The sequence below is a fragment of the Shewanella salipaludis genome (assembly GCF_012911865.1).
Taxonomy (GTDB): domain Bacteria; phylum Pseudomonadota; class Gammaproteobacteria; order Enterobacterales; family Shewanellaceae; genus Shewanella; species Shewanella salipaludis.
On sequence record NZ_JAAXYH010000002.1, the window covers coordinates 24727 to 44443 of the forward strand.

The following is a 19717-nucleotide window of genomic DNA, read 5'->3' on the forward strand; positions in this document are numbered from 1 at the left end:
GGGTCAATGTAAGGCGTGCGTAAAATTGCTTATTAAAACGCCGACTTACTTCTTATACTTATTGAACACCCACAAAAATCATACGGGCGTTTTAATTTTTGATCATCATCACATAAATGCAACCAAAAGCCCAGCCCGATTTTTGGTATGCATCATCGCCCCGCCGAGACGCTTTTCTCGGCCAGAAACGCCCTGATCTCTGCGGCCACCCCGGCGGCATTGCCCATGTGCAGGTGATGATCCCCCGGCAACACGGCTTCGGTCAGGTGGCGGTACCAGCCCCTGGCCAATGGCAAGGCGCTCCTGAGCTGGTGAAAACCCTCGCTGCCGGTCAACAACAGGGTCGGGGTGGCCACCTGCTGCATCAGGGCGTCGACCTGCTCGAAGGTCAGTCGCAGCGGCGAGTCCAGCTTCAACCTGGGATCGCTGCGCCAGCAAAAGCCCTGCTCCGTCTGGCGCATGTTGCGCTCCACCAGCAAGCGGCACCAGGACTCGTCGAGGCCGGTGATACCGGCCCTGGCACGCACCGCCACCTCGAGCGACTCGTACGAGGTGGCGGGTTTGCCCCTGTTGCCGAGCCAGCGCCCGTGCTGGTTGAAACTGTGCGCCAGGCGCTGCCCCGACTTGGCGGCATCTTCGAACAGCGGGCATAGGGCTTCGATCAATACCAACTTATTGACCTTGGCGCCAAAGCCGGCGGTATAGGCCGAGGCGACTATGCCCCCCAAGGAATGCCCGAGGATGGCGACCGGGGCCAGGGTCTGACCCAGGTGCGCCAGCAGTTGATCCAAATCATAGAGATAATCGAGCCAATGCAGCGGATAGGCCCCTGGCCTATGGTCAGACAAACCATGCCCAGGCCAGTCTATGGCCAACAACTGGAAATCACTCAGGTGCCCGGCCAGCGGCGCGAAACTGTTGGCGTTATCCAGCCAGCCATGCAAGGCCAGCAACAAGGGCTTATCCTTCGCCCCCCAGCGTCGACCGCAGAGGCGAATATGGGGCAACGCCAGCTCAACTTGCTGTCCCGCCGGCGGCGGATTTTCGGGGGCGGAAGATTGCCACATATAGCCTCGAATGTCAGTTAGCTTGTCGCTAATTTAAGAAGATTTTTTAATGAACTTGAGCGTCATGCGATCGCTCTCGCCTATGGCAAGGTATTTATCCCTGTCTTGCTGTCCCAGTGCCAGCACAGGCGGCAGTGTCCACACCCCCCGGGAATAATCTTTGCTGTCTTTCGGGTTGGCATTGATCTCGGAGCTGGCAGCCAACACGAAACCCGCCTTGCTCGCCAGGGCTATCACCTGCTCCGGCACCATGTAACCGCTGTCGGGATCCATGCCTGGCTTGGCCCTATGCTCCACCACGCCGAAGACGCCGCCGTCTTTCAGCACCCGGAAGGCGGCATCGAATATCCCTTCCAGCTGATCTTGCATCGCCCAGTTATGCAGGTTGCGAAAGGTCAGCACCAGATCCGCACTCTTGTCGGCCCCGAGCGTCAACTTGGCCGGCGGATCCAGGGTCACGGTCGAAGCGGCGCCCAGCACATCCCTATGTTGCGCCAACCAAGCGGCGAATTTCTTGCCATTCTTGGCCCTATACCTGTTGCCCTGGGTGTCCTGGCTCGGCTCGGTTTCGAAGTTGGCGGCGACATAATGGCCGTCTTTGGCCAGATAAGGGCCAAGGATCTCGGCATACCAGCCACCGCCTGGCCAAAGCTCGATCACCGTCTGCGAACTGTTAATCCCAAAGAAGTTCAGGGTGTCCTGGGGATGGCGGTACTCATCACGCAGGCTGTTTTTGGCCTGGCGGAAGTCACTCTTCACCGCCTGGGCCAAGGCATCCTGGGACGGCTCGGGCGCCGCAGCCAGGGCTTGGACAGAAACCAGACCGGTGAGAAGGAGCGAAGCACAGATTGAGGTTATTTTCATTTTGACTCTCGTGGGGAAACCGAAGCCTCAAGCTAACAGTCGGGATGAAAAAAGCCAAGGGATTGAAATAGCTGGTTACATTTAGTGTTCAGCGCAGCAGGCTGGCCCGGTCAACCCGGCGCCATGCCAGATACAGAAAGCCGGCACTGCAGCTCAGCCATGACAGCACCCAAAACCAGGCAGGCAGCCAGCTGTTCTGTGCCAGCATGACCGCATCGCCCTGGCCCGAGAGGCCGAACAAGACCGCCGGACTGGCCAAGGCATTGAGCATGATCATCAGCGCCGCTATCCTAAGGCCGCTGAGCAGGGCCGGCTGATGGTTGAGTCTCAATGGCAACAGCAACAAGCCGGCCAATGTCAGCAAGATGCCTATGGTCAGGAGATCCCGCCCCCAGAGCAGCAGGCTCAGCAGCACGGCGCCGCCGAGGAAGGCAAAACTGGCACGTATCCCCCTGGGCCAGGTGGCCAGGATGAAAATCAGGTAACCCCAACAGGCGGCGCCGAAGTAACCGGCGAAGCCGATCAACAGAGGCGCGCCCCCCTGGCTGAAACAAAAGCCGGCACCATTGGGAAACAATTGGATATGACTGACGATGCCGCCACTGAGCAGGGTCGCCAGACCGTGGGACAATTCGTGAAAGAAGCTTTCGAGCCATTTGAAGGGAACGCCGAGATACGGCAGGCGAGTGAGCAACAGGGCAAACAACAACTCCAGGATGAAACGACCGCGGCCCGGGACACCCGAAGGGACGGCGGCGTATCTTGACGCGGTGACGGCATCAGGCATAGATGTCTATGCCCACCATGCTTTGGATCTCATCGCGTTTGGCAAAATTCTGCGTCAGCATATACTGGTTTATCGCCCCTTCGGTGCCCTGCGCCAGGCTATCATAGGTCAGATGAGAGTCGTGGAAGGATGAGGGGCGGTCGCCACTGGCATGGACGCGGGTCGGCATGCCACTCTGGCTCAGCGGCAGCGGCGGAATGAACGCTGGCCCCGACTGGGCCGGGGCAACAAGGGTCTGGGGCGGACGGTTACTTGCTACAGCCTGAGTGAGTCCTATCGAATTAATGTTCATCTGCATCTGTGCCTCGTTCTATGCGGCGCCACACGTCTCACACCCACACTGCAATTTATTGTTTCCTGACATGTATTTATACTAGTCCAGCCGACTGGCATTCGCTAATCGGTCGTACGGTAAAATGCCTGCAGTCCCCTCTGGCGTACCACTAAGCTATTCTCTTCCCGGCAATTTTTTCCAGGCAACTGTGTCGCGTAGATACACGGGTTGCAGTTCGTCGACACTGGTAGTCTCCCCGGCGGCGATACCCACCTGTGCCAGCTCAAGCATGGCCCTGGCATCGGGAAACTTGACTTGCGGCAGCGCATCCAACCCCTGGCCTAGGTTCAGTAACTCGGGATAGGCGTCGAAGCCGGTGCCGCAGGCGACTATCGGCAGCGCCGTATCCAGGGCCAGATCAAGCGCATCGGGCGCACTGACCTGCTCGGCAACGACCTGGGTCGCTATGCCATCGACGGCCACATATTGGCCCCAATAGACCTCGCCCATGCGGGCATCTATGGCACACAGCACTTGGTTGGCGCCGTGTTCGCTTATCGCCATCTGCGCCATCGCCGCCAGGGTCGAGATACCGATCACAGGCAACTCCTGCCCCAGCGCCAACCCCTGGGTCATGCTGGTGCAGATGCGTATGCCGGTGAAACTGCCGGGCCCCCGGCCATAGGCGATGACATCCACCTTATCCAGGCCTATGCCGGCCCGGTGCAATACCGCATCCACCATGGGCAACAGCCGCTGGCTATGCTCACGGGGCGCATCGGCTATCTCGGCATAAACATGCCCATCGACCAGCAAGGCGGCGGAACAGGCTTCGGTGCAGGTATCGAGCGCTAAAATCGTTGGGGAAGCAGTCATCTGGTTGTTTTCTGTCATCAGTAAAGGCCAATCCCATTGTTGGATGGCAGGAATAAGGTATAGGGCGCCCGGGCGCAAATCAATGAGCGCATGAGTATACCCCAAGACAGGGTGGATAATTCAAGTTTCCTGATACATATCCCCGGATCCCAAGCGGTTTTATGTAACTGCGGATGGCGGGTTGCCGGCTCAGGTCTCAGTCGGCGGCGTCATGGCGGATGAAGTCGATGAGCCATTGGGTCACGCGCCGATTGTCCAGCGGCTGGGACAGGGACTCCAGCCCCTGCGCTATGCGTCCCGCCGGGATCCTGTGGCGGCGCGCCTCCATCAAGTCCCGGGAATAGGCCTTGCTGAATTCGGGATGCCCCTGAATGCCGAGGAAATGCGCATCTATCTGCACCATGTAGAAGGGACAGAAGTCACTGGCGGCCAGCACCTGGGCGGCGGCGGGCAGGACACTGACCTGATCCTGATGGCTGACGAGCAGCGACATGCGCTCTTCGTCCTGGGTCATCCAGGGCTGTTTGCGGGTGATCTCTGTCGTGGCCACCCCCACGCCCCAGCCCTTGGGCGATTGTATGACTTCACCGCCGAGCGCCTTGGCCATCAGCTGATGGCCGAAGCAGATACCGACCAGCTTCTTGTTGGCCAGGTAGAGCTCGCGGACATAGGCCTCCAGGGTGCGGATCCAGGCCAGATCCTCGTTGACGCTATGGCGGCTGCCGCTGATGATATAGGCATCGCACTCGTCTATGGCGGCCGGATACTCAGAGTCCATCACCCGGTAGATGCAAATGCCTATCGTCTCATCCAGCCCGGTCAGGAGTTCATGGAACATCTCCGGATAATTGCCATGAGCCTGCAACAGGGGCTCGCTGACATCGTCACATTGCAAAATACCTATCTTCATCCTCTCCCCCTACTCGCTCGGCGTGCTGCCTCCGTTAAGCCTAAAGCAATAGATGGCAAATGTCCTGCTATAGGCTGCCGGTCAGCGCGTCCCTGAACAGGCCGGCATATTGTTCGGCGTCGAAGGCGATGGGATTGCCCGCCGCGGCCGCATCCGCCAACGCCATCTGCCCTATCCGCTGCGCCTCTTCCCTGCCCAGGCCTATCTCGGCCAGTGTATGGGGGATCCCCAGCTCGGCCCTGAGATCCAGCAACCACAGCAAGCAGGCATCGAAGCCCGGCTCGGGCAATTCCAGATAGCGGGCCAGACGGCCTATGGGCGCCTCTATGGCGCTGCGGTTGGCCCGTAACACATAGGGCATGAGGATGGCGTTGAGCAGGCCATGGTGTTTATCGTACAGGGCCCCCAGGCTATGGGCCAGGGCATGCATGGCCCCCAGGCCGCGCTGAAAGGCGGTTGCCCCCATGCAGGAGGCCACCAGCATCTGGGTGCGGGCCTCCAGATCGTCCCCGTTGGCGACGACCCGCGGCAGGTGCAGTTTGATCAGCCGCATGGCCTCCAGCGCTATTCCGGCGGCCATGGGATGGTAACCCGGGGCGCAATAGGCTTCCAGATTATGGGATAAGGCATCCATGCCGGTGGCGGCGCTGAGGTGCGCCGGCAGACCCAGGGTCAGTTCGGGATCCAGCAGCACCCGCGCCGGCAACATTTGCGGGTGAAACAGGATACGTTTCACCCGCCTGGCGCTGTCCGTTATCACCGCCGCCCGGCCGACTTCCGATCCCGTGCCCGCCGTGGTCGGGATCGCCACCACGGGTGCCATCAGCCGGGCGTCCAGTCGGGTCCAGTTATCCCCCAGATCTTCGGCATCCCACAGGGACAGGGACTGGGACTGGGCCGCCATCATGGCGATGGTCTTGCCGGCATCCAGGCTGGAGCCGCCGCCCAGGGCGATGACGCCATCGAAGCCGCCCCGGCGAAAGACACGCATGCCGAGACTGACATTGTCCGCCGTTGGGTTGCCCCGGATGTCGCTGAACACCGAGGACTCAAGGCCAGCGGCGCGGCATAGGGCCAGCGCCCGAGGCACCATGGGCTGCTGCGCCAGGCCGGGATCTGTCACCAGCAGGGGCTTGGTCATGCCCAGTTGCCGGCAGGCCTCCGGCAGGCGCCGCAAGACCCCGGCACCGACGCTGATGGCCGTCGGATAGTTCCACTCTGCCTGCAATGCCATACCGCCTCCTGAGCCCCCCTCTGTTGTGGGTGCATGAAAAAGATGCTCTATCAACACTGATGTTTGATGTGAAAAGACTTGGGTCTGGTCAGGTAACCGAATCCCAATTCCGACAGGCTGCATCCCCTGCCCGATTGCTTCACCCCTGTCCAGGCGAGCCCGGGATCCAGGTAATCGCACCTGTTGATGAAGAAGGTGCCGGTTTCCAGGCGCTCGCCCAGGGCGATGCCGGTCACTATATCCCGGGTGAAGATGCTGGCGCTCAGGCCAAATTCGCTGTCGTTCATCAGGGTGAGTGCCTCCTCATCGCCTGCGACCTTCATTATGCCCACCACAGGGCCGAAGGACTCCTGGGTCATCAGCCGCATCCCATGGTTGACCTGGGTCAGCAGCTGCGGCGCCAGATAGGGCGTGCCGGGACGGCTCAATGGGAACAACGCCTCGTCTATGTGGGCCACTGCCCCCTGGGCCAGCGCCTCCTGAATTTGCCCCCGGACGAAATCGGCCGCCGCCGCGTTGACCAGGGGTCCCAGGGTGGTTTGGGGATCGTCGCTGCGCCCCAGTCGGTAGGCCTTCACCGAGGCGACGGCCCTGGCGACAAAGGCATCATAGATGTCCGCGTGAACATAGACACGCTCTATGGCGCAGCAGGACTGGCCCGAATTGAAGAAGGCGCCGTCGACGACGCTCGCCACCGCGCCGTCAAGCTCGGCGTCGTGCCGGACATAGGCGGGATCTTTGCCGCCGAGCTCCAGCCCCAGGCCGATGAAGCGGCCGGCGGCGGCCCGCTCCACCAGTGCGCCCGCCGTCACAGAACCGGTGAAGGCCACATGGTTGACCGCCCCCGAGGCGATGATCTTGGTGGTGGCCTCATGGTTCAGATGCAGGTAGCTCAGCACTCCGGGGGGCAAGCCGGCGGCCTCGAAAGCGGCATACAAACGCTCGGCACAGAGTGGGGTCTGGGCCGAATGCTTCAACAAGACGCAGTTACCCGCCAGCAAGGCCGGCACCAGGCTGTTGATGGCAGTGAGATAGGGATAATTCCAGGGCGCTATGACGAACACCAGCCCCAGGGGTTCATGTTGGATGTAACGGCTGAAGCCCGGCTTGGCTGCCAGGGTCAGGGGTGCCAGGGCGGCGGGCGCCGCGGCTATCATGTAACTGGCCCGCTCGGCGAGCCCGGCGACCTCGCTCGCGGCGTAGCGCAGCGGCCGGCCCATCATCCAGCAGAGCTCCAGGGCTATGTCCTCCCGTTGGGCCAGCAGGTACGCCACCGCCCCGGTACAGATGGCCTGACGCTGTGCCAGGGGCGTGGCCGCCCAGTCCCGCTGGGCCCCCCTGGCCTCGGCGAGCACACGCGCTATTTGGGCGTCGTCCGCCAGCGCCCGGCTGACGTAGACGCTGCCGTCTATGGGGGATAGGGTGTCCTGGAATTGACTCATGCGCTGCCCTCGGTTGTTGCCTGTGCTTCAGCTGCTACTCCGGCCCGGCCGCCAACGAACTTGAACCCGGCCTCAAGGTTAAACTATCTCGAAATAGCGTTGCAGTTCCCAATCCGTCACCTGGCGGCGAAACTCGCGCTCCTCCCATTCCCGACTGGCGGCGAAATGCGTCACGAAGGCCTCGCCAAACAGCGTCCCGGCCGCCTGGGATTGCTTCAACTGCGCCGCCGCCTCCCAGAGGCTGGTCGGCAGCGCCAGGGAGGCATCATGGGTCTGGTCGTAGGCATTGCCCTTCACCTCGGGCAGAGGCTCCCACTTATGCATTATGCCGTAGAGGCCGCTGCCGAGCGCCGCCGCCAGTGCCAGATAAGGATTGGCATCGGCGGCGCCGAGGCGGTACTCGATACGCTGGGAAGCCGCAGACCCAGGAATGAGCCGCAGCGCCGTGGTGCGATTCTCTACCCCCCAAGTGGCATCCGTCGGCGCCCAGAAGCCGGGCACCATGCGGGTATAGCTGTTGATGGTCGGCGCTATCAGGCAGAGCAACTCGGGCATCAGCCGCTGCTGCCCGGCGAGGAAATGCCGTTGCAGTTGGCTCATGTTATGTGGCGCATCGGCATCGAAGAAGGCCGATGTGCCGTCCTTATGGCGCAGCGACAGGTGAATATGCCCGCTCTGCCCTGGGTAATCCCCCGACCACTTGGCCATGAAGGTGGCCAGCAGGTTGCGCCTCTGGGCCAGGACCTTCATGAAGGTCTTGAACAAGGCGGCCTTGTCGGCGGCGGCACAGGCCTGGTCGACCGTGATGGCCGCCTCTATCACCCCTGGGCCGGTTTCCGTATGCAGGCTCTCGATGGGAAAATCCATGGTCTGTCCCATGGCGAGAATGTCGTGATACAACTCGGAATGCACAGAGTTGCGCAGCATGGAATAGCCGAACCAGTCGGGGGTGATGGGCTTGAGATTCAGGTAATGCTTCTCGCGGATGGAGTGCGGGGTTTCATCGAACAGGAAAAACTCGTACTCCAGCGCCGCGAAGGCGTCGAAACCCAGCTTATCGGCCAAAGCCAGCACCCGCCGCAGGCAGCCCCTGGGGCAGATGGCTTCGGCGTCGCCGGTAAACTCGGCCAGGAAGAGCAACATGCCGGCTTCGCCTATCACATCACGGCAGGTATCGGGCAAGATGCGCACGGGCGCATCCGGGTAGCCGGTGTGCCAGCCTGTGTAGCGGCTATTATCATAGAGCCTGTCTTTCATGTCCCAGCCCAGCACCACGTCGCAGAAGGCGAAGCCTTTCTCCAGCGAGGCGAAAAATTTCTCCTTCGCCATGTATTTGCCGCGCATCACCCCGTCGTTGTCGAACAGGCCGACTTTGACATGGCTCAGGCCCCGCTCTTCCACTATCGCCATGGCCTGGGCCCGGGTCTTGACCTCTCTGGCTTGCATAAGCGTCCTCCCTTGCACTGGGCTCTCTGTCTATCCATTTGAAAATATGGCATCAAATGTCATAGGCGGCGAAATTTTTTTCACCATTTCTGCCAATGCAAGGCTCCGGAGGCCGGCCAAGGGCTGGGCCAGGCTCAGGCTTGGTCGGGACTATTGAGGGTAGAGGCTCAGGTATTTTGCCAGCAAGCCGGCGTCATCCTCCACCCGCTCGGGATCCGGGGCGATACAAGCTATCGGACAGGCCCTGACGCATTGGGGCTTATCATAATGACCGACACATTCGGTACACTTGGCGCTGTCGATCTCATAGATGGCTTCCCCCAGGGCGATCGCCCCATTGGGGCACTCGGGCTCACACATGTCGCAGTTGATGCAGTCATCCAAAATGCGCAATGCCATATCAGCGCCCCCCTTGCTGCCCCTGGGGCAAAGACTGGCCAGCAGGCTCGGGAGCCGAGTGCTCTGGCGTCAGGTAGCGCATCAGGATCCCATAGGCCAGATTGAGCTCCGTCTCCAGGGCAATAGCCACCTTGTAGCCGGCCCCCTTGGCATCTTCTATGGCCTCTCCCTTGGCCGATTGCATCCGGGTCAGGGTGAAGCTCAGGTTGCCCTCAGGGGTCATCAGCTCGAGGCGGTCACCGACCAGGAATTTATTCTTGACCTCTATCTCCACCAGCCCCAGGGCGTTGCGGCCCAGCACTTCGCCGACGAATTGCTGACTGTCACTCCTGGAGTGGCCATGGTCGTAGTTCTGCATGTCCTGGTGGCGATGGCGCTGCAGGAACCCCTCTGTGTAGCCCCTATGGGCCAAGTGTTCCAGCGACTTGGCCAGAGCGGGATTGAAGCCTCTATCCTGCATGGCATCGTCTATCGCCTGGCGGTAGATCTGCGCCGTGCGGGCGCAATAATAGAAGGACTTGGTCCTGCCCTCGATTTTCAGCGAGTGCACCCCCATCTTCACCAGGCGCTCCACATGCTCGACCGCCCGCAAGTCTTTGGAGTTCATTATGTAGGTGCCGTGTTCGTCTTCGAAGGTCGGCAGGTATTCCCCCGGACGCCCCTGCTCCTGCAGCAGGAAGATCTCATCGCGCGGCGCGCTGGTCGCTGCCTGGGCTTCGGGCAGGTACAGGCCGACCGGCGCCGTGGCTATTATGTCACCCGTCTCGGTTTCACTGGCCGGATGGGCGGAATATTGCCAGCGACAGGCATTGGTGCAGGTGCCCTGATTGGGATCGCGCTTGTTGATATAGCCGGACAGGAGGCAGCGGCCGGAATAGGCCATGCAGAGAGCCCCATGCACGAAGACTTCCAACTCGACTTCCGGGCAGCGAAAACGTATCTCCTCTATCTCATCCAGGGATAATTCCCGTGACAGTATCACCCGCTCGATTCCCTGTTGGTGCCAAAACTTGACCGTCGCCCAGTTGATGGCGTTGGCTTGCACCGACAGATGCACAGGCATGTCGGGAAAATGCTCCCGTACCAACATGATTAACCCGGGATCCGAGAGTATGACGGCATCCGGCCGCATCTGGATGACGGGCGTCATGTCTTTGATGAAGGTGGTCAGTTTGCCGTTATGGGGGGCTATGTTGCTCACCACATAGAATTTCTTACCCAGGCTATGGGCCTCGTCTATGCCCAGGGCCAGGGTCGGCATGTCGAACTCATTGTTGCGTACCCGCAGGGAATAGCGCGGCTGGCCGGCATAGACGGCATCGGCACCATAGGCGAAGGCGTAACGCATGTTCTTCAAACTCCCGGCGGGAGACAACAACTCGGACATAATATAGGACTCACTCGAACGTCTGAAACAGGAAAGCCGCCATTGTAAAAGGTCGTTTTCTTGCGGCAATCAATACCCCAAGCCGCCGGGATTTAACTGCACTCTCATTGATCCAGATCAACTTTAGGCGTTCTGGCGCGCCGCGTGCCGGGTATGTTTCGTGGGTTCAGGCGTGGAAGCGGCGCAGCTTCACCCCTCAAGGGCCTGCGCCAGAAACGGGTGAAATTCGAAGGGGACCCAATTGCCAGGCTTCCCCTGGCACTCGGCGAGCATGCGCCGGTAACTGGCATTTTCCTCTACCCCGCGGATAAACGCCGCCAGCTCGGGATGACGATAGCCAGACAGCTTGGCATCGGCCAGGGAAAGGGCCGCCAGCAGGGTCGACAGGAGCAGCACGGCACCGAAATCGCATCCGGGTAAGCTGTGCTTATCCGCCAATAATGTATCCAACAGGTAATCGACACTCGCTTTATAAGCCTCAATACCCGCCTGCCGCATCAGGGCGCTGTTTTCTGACTCGCCGAACTTGCTAGAGAGCAACCTGGCCCTGAACAGAAATATGATGGCCGCCTCGACATCCGAGTCGGCGAGGCGGAACAATTTGGCATCCAGGGTTTGATGCCAATTCCCTGGCAGGTAATCCAGGGCGATCAGCAGCGAATCCACCCGGACGCCCGCCTCCCCCAGCAATACTGGCACTTGTTTCTTGGGGTTGGCCCGGGCCAGCAACTCATCCGTCAGCAGCTCGTCCCAGGACAGCAGATGATCTTCATGCCGTATGTCGTTTTCCAGCAACAGCCATTTGATGCTCCGGGAAAAAGGAGAATCATATACCCATATCAGTCGTTCCATATCATCCCTCTGTGAGTCGGCCTTGGCCTGCTGTCAGCGGCCTTAACCGGCTGGATTGACCTTGGAGGTCAACACATGATCCTGCCAGCTGCCGGCAATCTTGAGATAGGATTTGGCATAGCCTTCGCGCTCGAAACCCAAGCGCGCCAACAGGGCTGCGCTGCGCTCATTGTCCGGCATATAGTTGGCCATCACCCTATGCAGCCCCACCTCGTTGAAGACATAGTCCAGGCCCGCGGTCAAAATCTCCTGCATCAGCCCCTGGCCCTGGTACTTGTGGGCGATCGAATAGCCGAGGAAACAGGCCTGGAAGGCGCCGCGGGACACGCAGGTGAAATTGGCCATGCCTATGATGTCGGTGCGCGCTTTATTCAGGGCGACAAACTTATAGTCGCTGCCGTCATCGAAGCCCGCCTGGGCCGCCGCCGAGGCTTGCTGCCAATGGCCCAGGGTCAGGTAATCCTCGCCGCGGACGGGCTCCCAGGGCGCCAGATGCTGCCGGTTTTCCCTGTGATAACTGAGCAGGAGTGGTGCGGCTGCCGGGGCCTGTATCTCCAGCCGGGTTCGCGATGTTGCTATCATGGGTTATTTCTCGTATACACTTTATGCGAGCCTGCCAGTGGAACGGTGCACAGGCGGGTGCTAAAAAACATTTATGCTACTGATAATAAATGCCTTTCAATCAAGAAACAATGGCAGACGCCCGCCAGGCCCCGAGGCATGACCTAGGTCGGTGGCGATGAAGCAGAGGAAGCCCCATGATATCTATTCTGGATCTGGACCATATAGTGCTCAATTGCCGCGACCTCGCCGCCAGCGAGGCCTTCTATTGCCGGGTGCTGGGTTGCCGGGTCGAGCGCAGACTGGCCGAGCCTGTGCTGGTGCAGCTGAGGGCCGGAGCGGCGCTGATCGACCTGACATACGCCGAACCCGGCGAAGATAAGCCCAGGGTTTTGACCGGGAATATGGCGCATTTCTGCCTCAACCTGGCCCAGACCGACGGCCGGGCGCTGCTGGCCCACCTGCGTCAGCATGGGGTGCGGCACGAGTCCTTGAGTGAAAAGTATGGCGCCAGAGGCTACAGCCAGTCTGTGTACATCTATGACCCGGATGACAACAAGGTAGAATTGAAACTGCTGGCGCCGCGCCATAGCGGCCATAGCGATGATCAAGAGTCATGACCAGAGTACTGACCAGAGCCATGATCTGAGTACTGGGGCTGAGCACTAAACGTCAGGTGCCCAAAGCACCAGAAACCCGCAGTCGCCCCACGCTCTCGAGACTCAGCTCCCCGGGTTGGGGACTCCAGCTCAGGCGCAGGTAATTGACCAGATCCCGCAACTGACCATAGCTCAGGTCCAGGCCAAGGTAGGCATGACTGGCATCTCTGGCCCTGAGGACCAGGGCATAGCCTTGCTGCTTGGGCCGGCCCGGCATGTCCGTGGCCCGGTAGTCGCGACCATAAACCTTCTGCCCCGTGACTTTGGCTATGCCATAGTCATGGAACCAGGGGGCCTGCCGGCAGATTGATTACACGAATCACGTTAGCACGCCACTCTGGAATGGCAAATCCGCCAGGGGCCAACGAGTACTGAAATCAATTTAATTACAGCTTGTTAGCAACCTGCCGCATGCGGCTGGTCAGGGAAAAATTCCTGGCATAAAAAAGCCAGGACAGAGTCCTGGCTTTTTAGCAGCTTAACCTAGACTAACCCTGATTATTTTGGCCCGGATTATTCTGGCCCGGATTATTTTTGGGTCCAGCGGTCCATCCAGCCCAGTACCTTGGCGTACCACTGCTGCAGGTTGTCGGGATTGAGGATCCAGTGATTCTCATCCGGGTAGATCAGCAGCTCTGAAGGGATCCCTTGACGCTGCATGAAGCTGAAGGCCGCCAGTCCCTGATCGTAAGGCACGCGGAAGTCCTTCTCACCATGGATCACCAACATGGGCGTCTTCCAGTTTTCCACATAGTTGGCCGGGTTGAACTTCTCGTACAGGGCCTTGCTCTGCTCATAGCTGCCACCGAACTCATACTCAGGGAACCAGAGTTCCTCCGTCACATGGTACATGGAGCGCATATCGAACAGGCCGGCATGATTCACCAGGCACTTGAAACCGTCGTTCCAGTTACCCTGGATCCAGTTCATCATGTAACCGCCGTAGGAGCCGCCCAAGGCACAGGCGTTATCCGTGTCCAGCCACTTCTGCTGCTTGCCGACGGCCGCCAAGCCCTTCTGCAAGTCTTCCAAGGGCTTGCCGCCCCAGTCCAGGGAGATGGAATCCGTGAAGGCCTGGCCATAACCGGTCGAACCGTGGAAGTCCACCATGACGACACCGTAGCCGGCACCCGCCCACAACTGGGCGTTCCAGCGGCCGCTGAAACTGTTGCCGAAGGAGCCTTGGGGACCGCCATGCACCAGATAGGCGACGGGGTATTGAGTCCCTTCCTTGAAGTTGGCCGGCTTTATCCAATAGCCGTAGACTTGCTCGTTATTCCAGCCCTTGAAGCTGAACTGCTGATAGTCGCCGAACTTGATCTCCGCCAGCTTGTCCTTGTTGACATCGGTCAGGCGCTGCAGCCCCTGGCCATCCAGGTTGACTGTGTAGAAGTCGCCGGGCCGATCCAGCGCCTTATGTTCGAAGATCACCTTATCCCGGGTCACGGCCAGCAGGCTGTTGCTGCCTTCGTTGTAGATGCTGCGTACGTCACCGAACTGAGTGTTGACCTCGAAGATGCTGACCTGACCCAGATCCTGGGCGGTGACATACAAGGTACGGTCATCCGGACCGAACGCTATGGAGCTGGGGCTCCTGTCCCACAGGGGAGCGATTTCCTTCACCTGGCCTGTGACAGTGTCGCGCAGCATGATGGCGTACCTGTCGGCCTCGAAGCCGGGTTTCTTCATCGCCAGGTACGCCATGTAGCGACCATCGGCTGAGAAAGTCGGCTGGGCATCCCAGGCCTGATTGTCTTCGGTCAGGTTAACCGTCTTGCCACCGGCGACCGGCACCTGCCAGATGTCGTAATTCGTGGTCCAGGCCTGATCTTTGCCCGGCGCCTTGGCACTGTAGACGATATGCTTACCGTCCGGGGTGAAGCTCACCTCTTCCATGCCGGAGAATGGCTTGGGCGGGGTTTCTGTATCCCTGCCCTGGGTGACATCGACGGCGTCGGTCAGCATCTGACCGCCGAGCTGAGCGACGAACAAGTGACCGCGGGCATGATCGCCCCAGGTATCCCAATGGCGTACCATCAGCTGCTGATATTCGCGTCCCGTGCTCTTGCGCTGCGCTTCCTGGGCAAACTTGTCTTTGGAACAGGCCAGGTCGGCACACTCGGGGAAGACCCTGATGCTCATCACCAGCTGCTTGCCATCATTGGATAACTTGTAAGCTTCGACATCCAGCGGCAGATCTGTTACCTGCCTGGCTTCGCCGCCATTCAGGGCCAGATTATAGATCTGGCTCGAGCCATTGCGGGCGGCGATAAAATACACAGATTTGCCATCCGGGGCGAAGGCCACGTCATGCTCTGTGCCGCTGGCCGTGGTCAGCTGTTGTGGCTTGGCACCGGGCTCGGCGAGATCCAGCAGATAGAGATCCGCACTGGCATCCCCCTTGGCGTCCAGGGTCTTGAGGCCATAGACGAGCTTAGTGCCATCCTTGGAGACGGCGGCCGATTGCAGCTTATTGAGCTTGACCAACTGTTGTACATTGAAGGGAACGGGTTCGGCGGCTTGGGCCGACAGGGCCAGTCCAGCGGCCCCCAGCGCCAATAACAGGGGAGTCATTTTCATTCTTATTCTTCCGTTTTGAGTTGATTTTGTTGCTATGTCATTAATTTATCATTTATTTAGTTAAACACACTAGCCAAACAAAAACGCTCAGGCAAGCCTGAATTGCCTGTCTGAGCGAGTATTTTGTGACAAAATGTCTGACTAGCGCCTAGGGCTTAGGCATTGGCGGCGTTGGCTATATTCACTTTCCAAATCGCCGGGCCGGTTTCATGGGCGTTGACCCCTTGTGAATCCACGGCCACAGTCACAGGCATGTCCTGAACGTCGAATTCATAGATGGCTTCCATCCCCAGATCTTCGAAGGCCACCACCCGGGATTTCTTGATCGCCTTGGACACCAGGTAAGCGGCGCCGCCAACGGCCATCAGGTACACTGCCTTGTGTTTCTTGATCGACGCCACAGTCGCGGGTCCGCGCTCGGCCTTGCCTATCATGCCCATCAGACCTGTCTTATCCAGCATGAGATCGGTGAACTTATCCATGCGGGTCGCGGTCGTCGGGCCGGCAGGACCAACCACTTCGGTGCCGACGGGATCGACGGGGCCGACGTAATAGATGAACTTGCCGCTGAAATCCACCCCTTCCGGCAGGCCTTCGCCGCTTTCGATCAGGCTCTGGATGCGCTTATGCGCCGCATCCCGGCCCGTGAGCATCTTGCCGCTGAGCAGTATGGTCTCGCCACTCTGCCACTGTTCTATATCCGCCTGGGTGACGGTATCCAGGTTCACCCGGCGCACGTCGGCCCCCACTTCACGGGTGATTTCCGGCCAATCGGCCAGGGATGGCGGCGTCAGCTCGGCAGGCCCAGTGCCATCCAGGTGGAAATGCACGTGGCGGGTGGCGGCGCAGTTGGGGATCATCACCACCGGCTTGGATGCCGCGTGGGTCGGTGCCGACTTGATCTTGATGTCCAGCACTGTGGTCAGGCCGCCCAGGCCCTGGGCGCCTATGCCAAGGGCATTGGCACGCTTGAAGATGTCCAGGCGCAGCTGCTCTTCCGTGGTCTCGGCGCCGCGGGCCAGCAATTCATGAATATCGACGCTCTCCATCAAGGCTTCCTTGGCCAGCACTGCGGCTTTCTCTGCGGTGCCGCCTATGCCTATGCCCAGCATGCCGGGAGGACACCAGCCGGCACCCATGGTCGGCAGCGTCTTCTCTACCCAGGCGGCGATATCATCGGACGGATTGAGCATCGCCATCTTGGCCTTGTTCTCCGAGCCACCGCCCTTGGCGGCGATCATCACTTCGATATGATGACCGGCCACCATGTCTATGTGCACCACCGAAGGGGTATTGTCCTTGGTGTTCTTACGGCTGCCGGCGGGATCGGCAACGATAGAGGCACGCAGCGGGTTATCCGGATTGGTGTAGGCACGGCGCACACCTTCATCCACCATCTGCTGTACTGTCATGTCTGTCTTGTCCCACTGCACGCCCATACCGACCTTAACGAAACAGGTCACTATGCCTGTGTCCTGGCACAGGGGACGTTTGCCTTCGGCGGACATGCGCGAGTTGATCAAGATCTGCGCGATCGCATCCTTGGCCGCGGTGCTCTCTTCACGCTCATAGGCCGCGGCCATGGCGTCGACGAAGTCTTTCGGATGATAATAAGAGATGTATTGCAGGGCATCGGCGATGCTCTCGATAAAATCGGCTTGTTTGATCATCTGAGGGGTTCCAGACACAGTTGTATTCATAGACATAGTGGGCGCTCCAGCAGCCATTGCGGCCTAACTCTTTCTAGTAGTTATGGTAATGATTCGGGTATAGATATTGGGCTTTCATTCGCCTGTATTCACTCAGCCACTCGGGGATCGGTGCCGACGGGTTTGCACGCCTTTTCCCGTGTTATCCGGTGCCGATTTAACCTCTTAGTGCTTTAATGGCCAATATGATACTCTTTCCGCCCTTTTGGGGCTACATCACATTTTTAATAGGTTTAGGTTATGGACACAGACGCAGCGTCTTCCCGGGTTTCACCTCAATTGGCTTGCCGTCAACTGGACTGGGACATAGACACCCGGACGCTCTTCGGTCACTTCGCCCACTTGCCCTGGGCCGTCCTGCTCGATTCCGCCGACGCCAGCCACCAGGATGCCCGTTACGATATCATCTGCGCCGCCCCCATAGCGACCTTAGTCACCCGCGGAGCGCAGACGGAATTGAGCCATTGGCAAGCCGGCAAGCCGAGCCACAGCGAACGCCTGAGCCAAGAGCCGTTCGCGCTGCTCAGCGGCACACTGCAACGCCTCTTTCCCGAAGCCAAAACCAGCCGCTTTCCCTTCGGTGGCGGCGCCCTGGGCAGCTTCAGCTATGACTTGGGACGACGAATAGAGAAGCTGCCCGCCACCTCGCGTCGGGACATAGAGCTGCCGGAGATGAATATCGGCTTCTACGACTGGGCATTGATCTTCGACTATCAGGATAAAGGCTGGCATCTGCTGCATTACCGGGGCGAAGCCGCCCTCGAACTTGAGCTGCAACGGCTCGAGGCCAGCTTGCTGAGCACGAGGGAAACCCTGGCCTTCGCCCTCACCTCCCCCTGGCAGAAGCAAATCACCCAGGCCGAATACGCGGAAAAATTCGCCAGGGTGCAGGAGTATCTGCATAGCGGCGACTGTTATCAGATCAACCTGACCCAGAGGTTCAGCGCCGACTACCAGGGCGATGAATGGCAGGCCTATTGCAAGTTACGCCAGGCCAATGCGGCGCCCTTCTCCGCCTTCATGCGGCTGCCGCAGCAGGCCCTGCTATCCATCTCCCCCGAACGTTTCATTCAGCTCAGGGGCGACCAGATCCAGACCAAACCCATCAAGGGCACACTGCCGCGTCATGCAGATCCTGTGCTGGACGCCGCCGCGGCCAAACGGCTGCAGGCCTCGCCCAAGGACAGGGCGGAGAACCTGATGATAGTCGACCTGCTGCGCAACGACATAGGCAAGGTCGCCAGCCCAGGTTCCGTATCTGTTCCGGCCCTGTTCGAGGTGGAGAGCTTTCCCGCGGTGCACCATCTGGTCAGCACAGTCTGCGCCACCCTGGCCCCTCAATATGGGGCCACAGATCTGCTCAGGGCGGCATTTCCCGGCGGCTCGATCACCGGCGCACCCAAGATACGGGCGATGCAGATCATCGAAGAGCTGGAACCGGCACGCCGCAGCCTGTATTGTGGATCCATAGGCTACCTGAGCCAGGATGGGCAGATGGATACCAGCATCACCATCCGCACCCTGGTCGCCGAAGGCGGCAAACTCTATTGTTGGGCCGGTGGCGGCATAGTGGCCGACTCACAGATGGAGGCCGAATATCAGGAGAGTTTCGACAAGGTCAGCCGTATCCTGCCCTTGCTCGAATGAGACTCGGCATTGGCGAGACTCAGCATAGGCAGTGCAGGGCAAATTGAGCCAGCAGGCGGCTAACGGGCAGCATATGGATCAGACAGAATTCCGACTCAGATACAGCTTACACCCGCTATCGCCACCGCTGGCGACACCGCACGGTGCCGGCCTCAGAAAGGCCGCGGTATTGGTGGCGTTGGCGGACATAGAGGGGGAACTGCAGCTGGTATTGACCCGAAGACCCCTGCACCTGCGTGCCCATCCTGGCCAGATAAGCTTTCCCGGTGGCAAGGTGGAAGCCGGCGATGCCGATGACACGGCAACGGCACTGCGCGAAGCCGAGGAAGAGATAGGTCTGCACCCGGCCAATGTCGAGGTCCTGGGGCAACTCCCCGCCCACAAGACAATCACGGGATTCGAGATCACCCCGGTTGTCGGCCTGGTCAGAGACGCCTTCGAGCCGAGACTGGATCCCGGCGAGGTGGCCGAGTATTTCACCCTGCCCCTGTCCTTCGTTATCGACCCCATGAACCGGCATAAACGCCAATTCCTGCGCAATGGCCGCTACTACACAGTGGTATTTATCCCCTTCGGGACCAAATTCATCTGGGGCGCGACGGCGGCCATCATAGACATTCTCTGCCGTCAGCTGGGCGTGCCGACATACCAGCCCCAGGGGCGGCGTCAGACGAACAGGTTCAAATAGAGGCCGGCCGACAGGGAACAGAGCAATAATAAGGGAATATTGAACCAATAGCCGATGCGGCTATGGTGCGCCATATAGTAATTGACCACCAGGCTGACCACACTTATCCCGGTGCAAATCCAGAGCAATGTCTCCAGCAACAGGGTCGGCTCGGGATCCCAATGCAAACGCGCCGGCGAGCCCTGGCTGAGCAGGTTGCCGAAGGCACGCTCCGGCCTGGCCTCATCGAACACCAAGAGGGCATACAGGGCCAGGGACCAACCGGCAAGTGACAGAGTCGCCAGACAAATCTGAAATATTTTCCTTTTTTTCATCATATCGCCGACTCCCCCATG

At 59.8% G+C, this 19717-nt stretch carries 20 protein-coding genes; 3 read left to right on the forward strand and 17 right to left on the reverse strand.

What is annotated here, in order from left to right:
* Positions 1 to 152: 152 nt before the first annotated feature.
* From HC757_RS03035 to rimJ, 13 genes are all read right to left on the reverse strand, one after another.
* The gene (locus HC757_RS03035) at positions 153 to 1067 is read right to left on the reverse strand and encodes an alpha/beta fold hydrolase (protein ID WP_169562849.1); all 915 of its coding nucleotides are present in this window, start codon (positions 1065 to 1067) and stop codon (positions 153 to 155) included.
* Positions 1068 to 1100: 33 nt separating this feature from the next.
* Entirely contained in the window at positions 1101 to 1931 is an 831-nt protein-coding gene (locus HC757_RS03040; RefSeq protein ID WP_169562850.1) for a class I SAM-dependent methyltransferase, read from the reverse strand.
* 88 nt (positions 1932 to 2019) lie between these two features.
* Positions 2020 to 2718, reverse strand: coding sequence for a M50 family metallopeptidase (locus tag HC757_RS03045; RefSeq protein ID WP_169562851.1), 699 nt, complete (start codon positions 2716 to 2718; stop codon positions 2020 to 2022).
* A complete protein-coding gene (locus HC757_RS03050) occupies positions 2711 to 3016 on the reverse strand; it encodes a hypothetical protein (protein ID WP_169562852.1) in 306 nt (101 codons plus the stop codon). The genes HC757_RS03045 and HC757_RS03050 overlap by 8 nt, the downstream gene beginning before the upstream one ends.
* A gap of 150 nt (positions 3017 to 3166) precedes the next feature.
* Positions 3167 to 3868, reverse strand: coding sequence for a tRNA (adenosine(37)-N6)-threonylcarbamoyltransferase complex dimerization subunit type 1 TsaB (tsaB, locus tag HC757_RS03055; RefSeq protein WP_425313943.1), 702 nt, complete (start codon positions 3866 to 3868; stop codon positions 3167 to 3169).
* Between the two features lie 196 nt (positions 3869 to 4064).
* Complete coding sequence (locus HC757_RS03060) at positions 4065 to 4778, reverse strand: glutamine amidotransferase-related protein (protein WP_169562854.1); 714 nt, start codon at positions 4776 to 4778, stop codon at positions 4065 to 4067.
* A 67-nt stretch (positions 4779 to 4845) separates the two neighbouring features.
* Entirely contained in the window at positions 4846 to 6012 is a 1167-nt protein-coding gene (locus HC757_RS03065) for an iron-containing alcohol dehydrogenase (protein WP_169562855.1), read from the reverse strand.
* Between the two features lie 50 nt (positions 6013 to 6062).
* On the reverse strand, positions 6063 to 7454 hold the full coding sequence (locus HC757_RS03070) for an aldehyde dehydrogenase family protein (RefSeq protein ID WP_169562856.1): 1392 nt from the start codon (positions 7452 to 7454) through the stop codon (positions 6063 to 6065).
* 78 nt (positions 7455 to 7532) lie between these two features.
* On the reverse strand, positions 7533 to 8900 hold the full coding sequence (locus tag HC757_RS03075; protein ID WP_169562857.1) for a glutamine synthetase family protein: 1368 nt from the start codon (positions 8898 to 8900) through the stop codon (positions 7533 to 7535).
* Between the two features lie 150 nt (positions 8901 to 9050).
* Complete coding sequence (locus HC757_RS03080; RefSeq protein WP_169562858.1) at positions 9051 to 9299, reverse strand: YfhL family 4Fe-4S dicluster ferredoxin; 249 nt, start codon at positions 9297 to 9299, stop codon at positions 9051 to 9053.
* A gap of 1 nt (position 9300) precedes the next feature.
* Positions 9301 to 10686, reverse strand: a complete 1386-nt coding sequence (trhP, locus tag HC757_RS03085) for a prephenate-dependent tRNA uridine(34) hydroxylase TrhP (protein ID WP_211164258.1) — start codon at positions 10684 to 10686, stop codon at positions 9301 to 9303.
* A 189-nt stretch (positions 10687 to 10875) separates the two neighbouring features.
* Positions 10876 to 11538, reverse strand: coding sequence for a glutathione S-transferase N-terminal domain-containing protein (locus tag HC757_RS03090; protein WP_169562859.1), 663 nt, complete (start codon positions 11536 to 11538; stop codon positions 10876 to 10878).
* 42 nt (positions 11539 to 11580) lie between these two features.
* Positions 11581 to 12120, reverse strand: a complete 540-nt coding sequence (gene rimJ, locus HC757_RS03095) for a ribosomal protein S5-alanine N-acetyltransferase (RefSeq protein WP_169562860.1) — start codon at positions 12118 to 12120, stop codon at positions 11581 to 11583.
* 176 nt (positions 12121 to 12296) lie between these two features.
* On the opposite strand from rimJ, the gene HC757_RS03100 reads away from it, so the two are divergent.
* Complete coding sequence (locus HC757_RS03100) at positions 12297 to 12719, forward strand: VOC family protein (RefSeq protein ID WP_169562861.1); 423 nt, start codon at positions 12297 to 12299, stop codon at positions 12717 to 12719.
* 52 nt (positions 12720 to 12771) lie between these two features.
* On the opposite strand, the gene HC757_RS03105 is transcribed toward HC757_RS03100, so the two are convergent.
* The 3 genes from HC757_RS03105 to HC757_RS03115 all read right to left on the reverse strand — a co-directional run bounded on the left by HC757_RS03105 (position 12772) and on the right by HC757_RS03115 (position 17008).
* Entirely contained in the window at positions 12772 to 12975 is a 204-nt protein-coding gene (locus HC757_RS03105; RefSeq protein ID WP_169562862.1) for a hypothetical protein, read from the reverse strand.
* Between the two features lie 311 nt (positions 12976 to 13286).
* Positions 13287 to 15338, reverse strand: coding sequence for a dipeptidyl-peptidase 5 (locus HC757_RS03110; protein WP_169562863.1), 2052 nt, complete (start codon positions 15336 to 15338; stop codon positions 13287 to 13289).
* A gap of 155 nt (positions 15339 to 15493) precedes the next feature.
* Positions 15494 to 17008 carry a fumarate hydratase gene (locus HC757_RS03115; protein ID WP_244623084.1) on the reverse strand — a complete coding sequence of 505 codons (1515 nt, stop codon included), beginning with the start codon at positions 17006 to 17008 and terminating at the stop codon, positions 15494 to 15496.
* 279 nt (positions 17009 to 17287) lie between these two features.
* Between HC757_RS03115 and pabB the strand changes: the two genes are divergently transcribed.
* Both pabB and HC757_RS03125 read left to right on the forward strand, forming a co-directional pair.
* The gene (pabB, locus tag HC757_RS03120; protein ID WP_169562864.1) at positions 17288 to 18694 is read left to right on the forward strand and encodes an aminodeoxychorismate synthase component I; all 1407 of its coding nucleotides are present in this window, start codon (positions 17288 to 17290) and stop codon (positions 18692 to 18694) included.
* Between the two features lie 73 nt (positions 18695 to 18767).
* Entirely contained in the window at positions 18768 to 19382 is a 615-nt protein-coding gene (locus HC757_RS03125) for a CoA pyrophosphatase (protein WP_169562865.1), read from the forward strand.
* On the opposite strand, the gene HC757_RS03130 is transcribed toward HC757_RS03125, so the two are convergent.
* Positions 19361 to 19696 (reverse strand): hypothetical protein, encoded by a 336-nt coding sequence (locus HC757_RS03130; RefSeq protein WP_169563319.1) that lies wholly within the window; start codon positions 19694 to 19696, stop codon positions 19361 to 19363. The two genes, HC757_RS03125 and HC757_RS03130, sit on opposite strands and share 22 nt — an antisense overlap.
* Positions 19697 to 19717 lie beyond the last annotated feature (21 nt).

What these genes read in the sequence shown, in the direction of transcription:
- HC757_RS03035 (WP_169562849.1), bottom strand. Translation starts at nt 1,067, where the DNA reads ATGTGGCAATCTTCCGCCCCCGAAAATCCGCCGCCGGCGGGACAGCAA.
- HC757_RS03040 (WP_169562850.1), bottom strand. Translation starts at nt 1,931, where the DNA reads ATGAAAATAACCTCAATCTGTGCTTCGCTCCTTCTCACCGGTCTGGTT.
- HC757_RS03045 (WP_169562851.1), bottom strand. Translation starts at nt 2,718, where the DNA reads ATGCCTGATGCCGTCACCGCGTCAAGATACGCCGCCGTCCCTTCGGGT.
- HC757_RS03050 (WP_169562852.1), bottom strand. Translation starts at nt 3,016, where the DNA reads ATGCAGATGAACATTAATTCGATAGGACTCACTCAGGCTGTAGCAAGT.
- tsaB (WP_425313943.1), bottom strand. Translation starts at nt 3,868, where the DNA reads ATGACTGCTTCCCCAACGATTTTAGCGCTCGATACCTGCACCGAAGCC.
- HC757_RS03060 (WP_169562854.1), bottom strand. Translation starts at nt 4,778, where the DNA reads ATGAAGATAGGTATTTTGCAATGTGACGATGTCAGCGAGCCCCTGTTG.
- HC757_RS03065 (WP_169562855.1), bottom strand. Translation starts at nt 6,012, where the DNA reads ATGGCATTGCAGGCAGAGTGGAACTATCCGACGGCCATCAGCGTCGGT.
- HC757_RS03070 (WP_169562856.1), bottom strand. Translation starts at nt 7,454, where the DNA reads ATGAGTCAATTCCAGGACACCCTATCCCCCATAGACGGCAGCGTCTAC.
- HC757_RS03075 (WP_169562857.1), bottom strand. Translation starts at nt 8,900, where the DNA reads ATGCAAGCCAGAGAGGTCAAGACCCGGGCCCAGGCCATGGCGATAGTG.
- HC757_RS03080 (WP_169562858.1), bottom strand. Translation starts at nt 9,299, where the DNA reads ATGGCATTGCGCATTTTGGATGACTGCATCAACTGCGACATGTGTGAG.
- trhP (WP_211164258.1), bottom strand. Translation starts at nt 10,686, where the DNA reads ATGTCCGAGTTGTTGTCTCCCGCCGGGAGTTTGAAGAACATGCGTTAC.
- HC757_RS03090 (WP_169562859.1), bottom strand. Translation starts at nt 11,538, where the DNA reads ATGGAACGACTGATATGGGTATATGATTCTCCTTTTTCCCGGAGCATC.
- rimJ (WP_169562860.1), bottom strand. Translation starts at nt 12,120, where the DNA reads ATGATAGCAACATCGCGAACCCGGCTGGAGATACAGGCCCCGGCAGCC.
- HC757_RS03100 (WP_169562861.1), top strand. Translation starts at nt 12,297, where the DNA reads ATGATATCTATTCTGGATCTGGACCATATAGTGCTCAATTGCCGCGAC.
- HC757_RS03105 (WP_169562862.1), bottom strand. Translation starts at nt 12,975, where the DNA reads ATGCCGGGCCGGCCCAAGCAGCAAGGCTATGCCCTGGTCCTCAGGGCC.
- HC757_RS03110 (WP_169562863.1), bottom strand. Translation starts at nt 15,338, where the DNA reads ATGAAAATGACTCCCCTGTTATTGGCGCTGGGGGCCGCTGGACTGGCC.
- HC757_RS03115 (WP_244623084.1), bottom strand. Translation starts at nt 17,008, where the DNA reads ATGATCAAACAAGCCGATTTTATCGAGAGCATCGCCGATGCCCTGCAA.
- pabB (WP_169562864.1), top strand. Translation starts at nt 17,288, where the DNA reads ATGGACACAGACGCAGCGTCTTCCCGGGTTTCACCTCAATTGGCTTGC.
- HC757_RS03125 (WP_169562865.1), top strand. Translation starts at nt 18,768, where the DNA reads ATGGATCAGACAGAATTCCGACTCAGATACAGCTTACACCCGCTATCG.
- HC757_RS03130 (WP_169563319.1), bottom strand. Translation starts at nt 19,696, where the DNA reads ATGAAAAAAAGGAAAATATTTCAGATTTGTCTGGCGACTCTGTCACTT.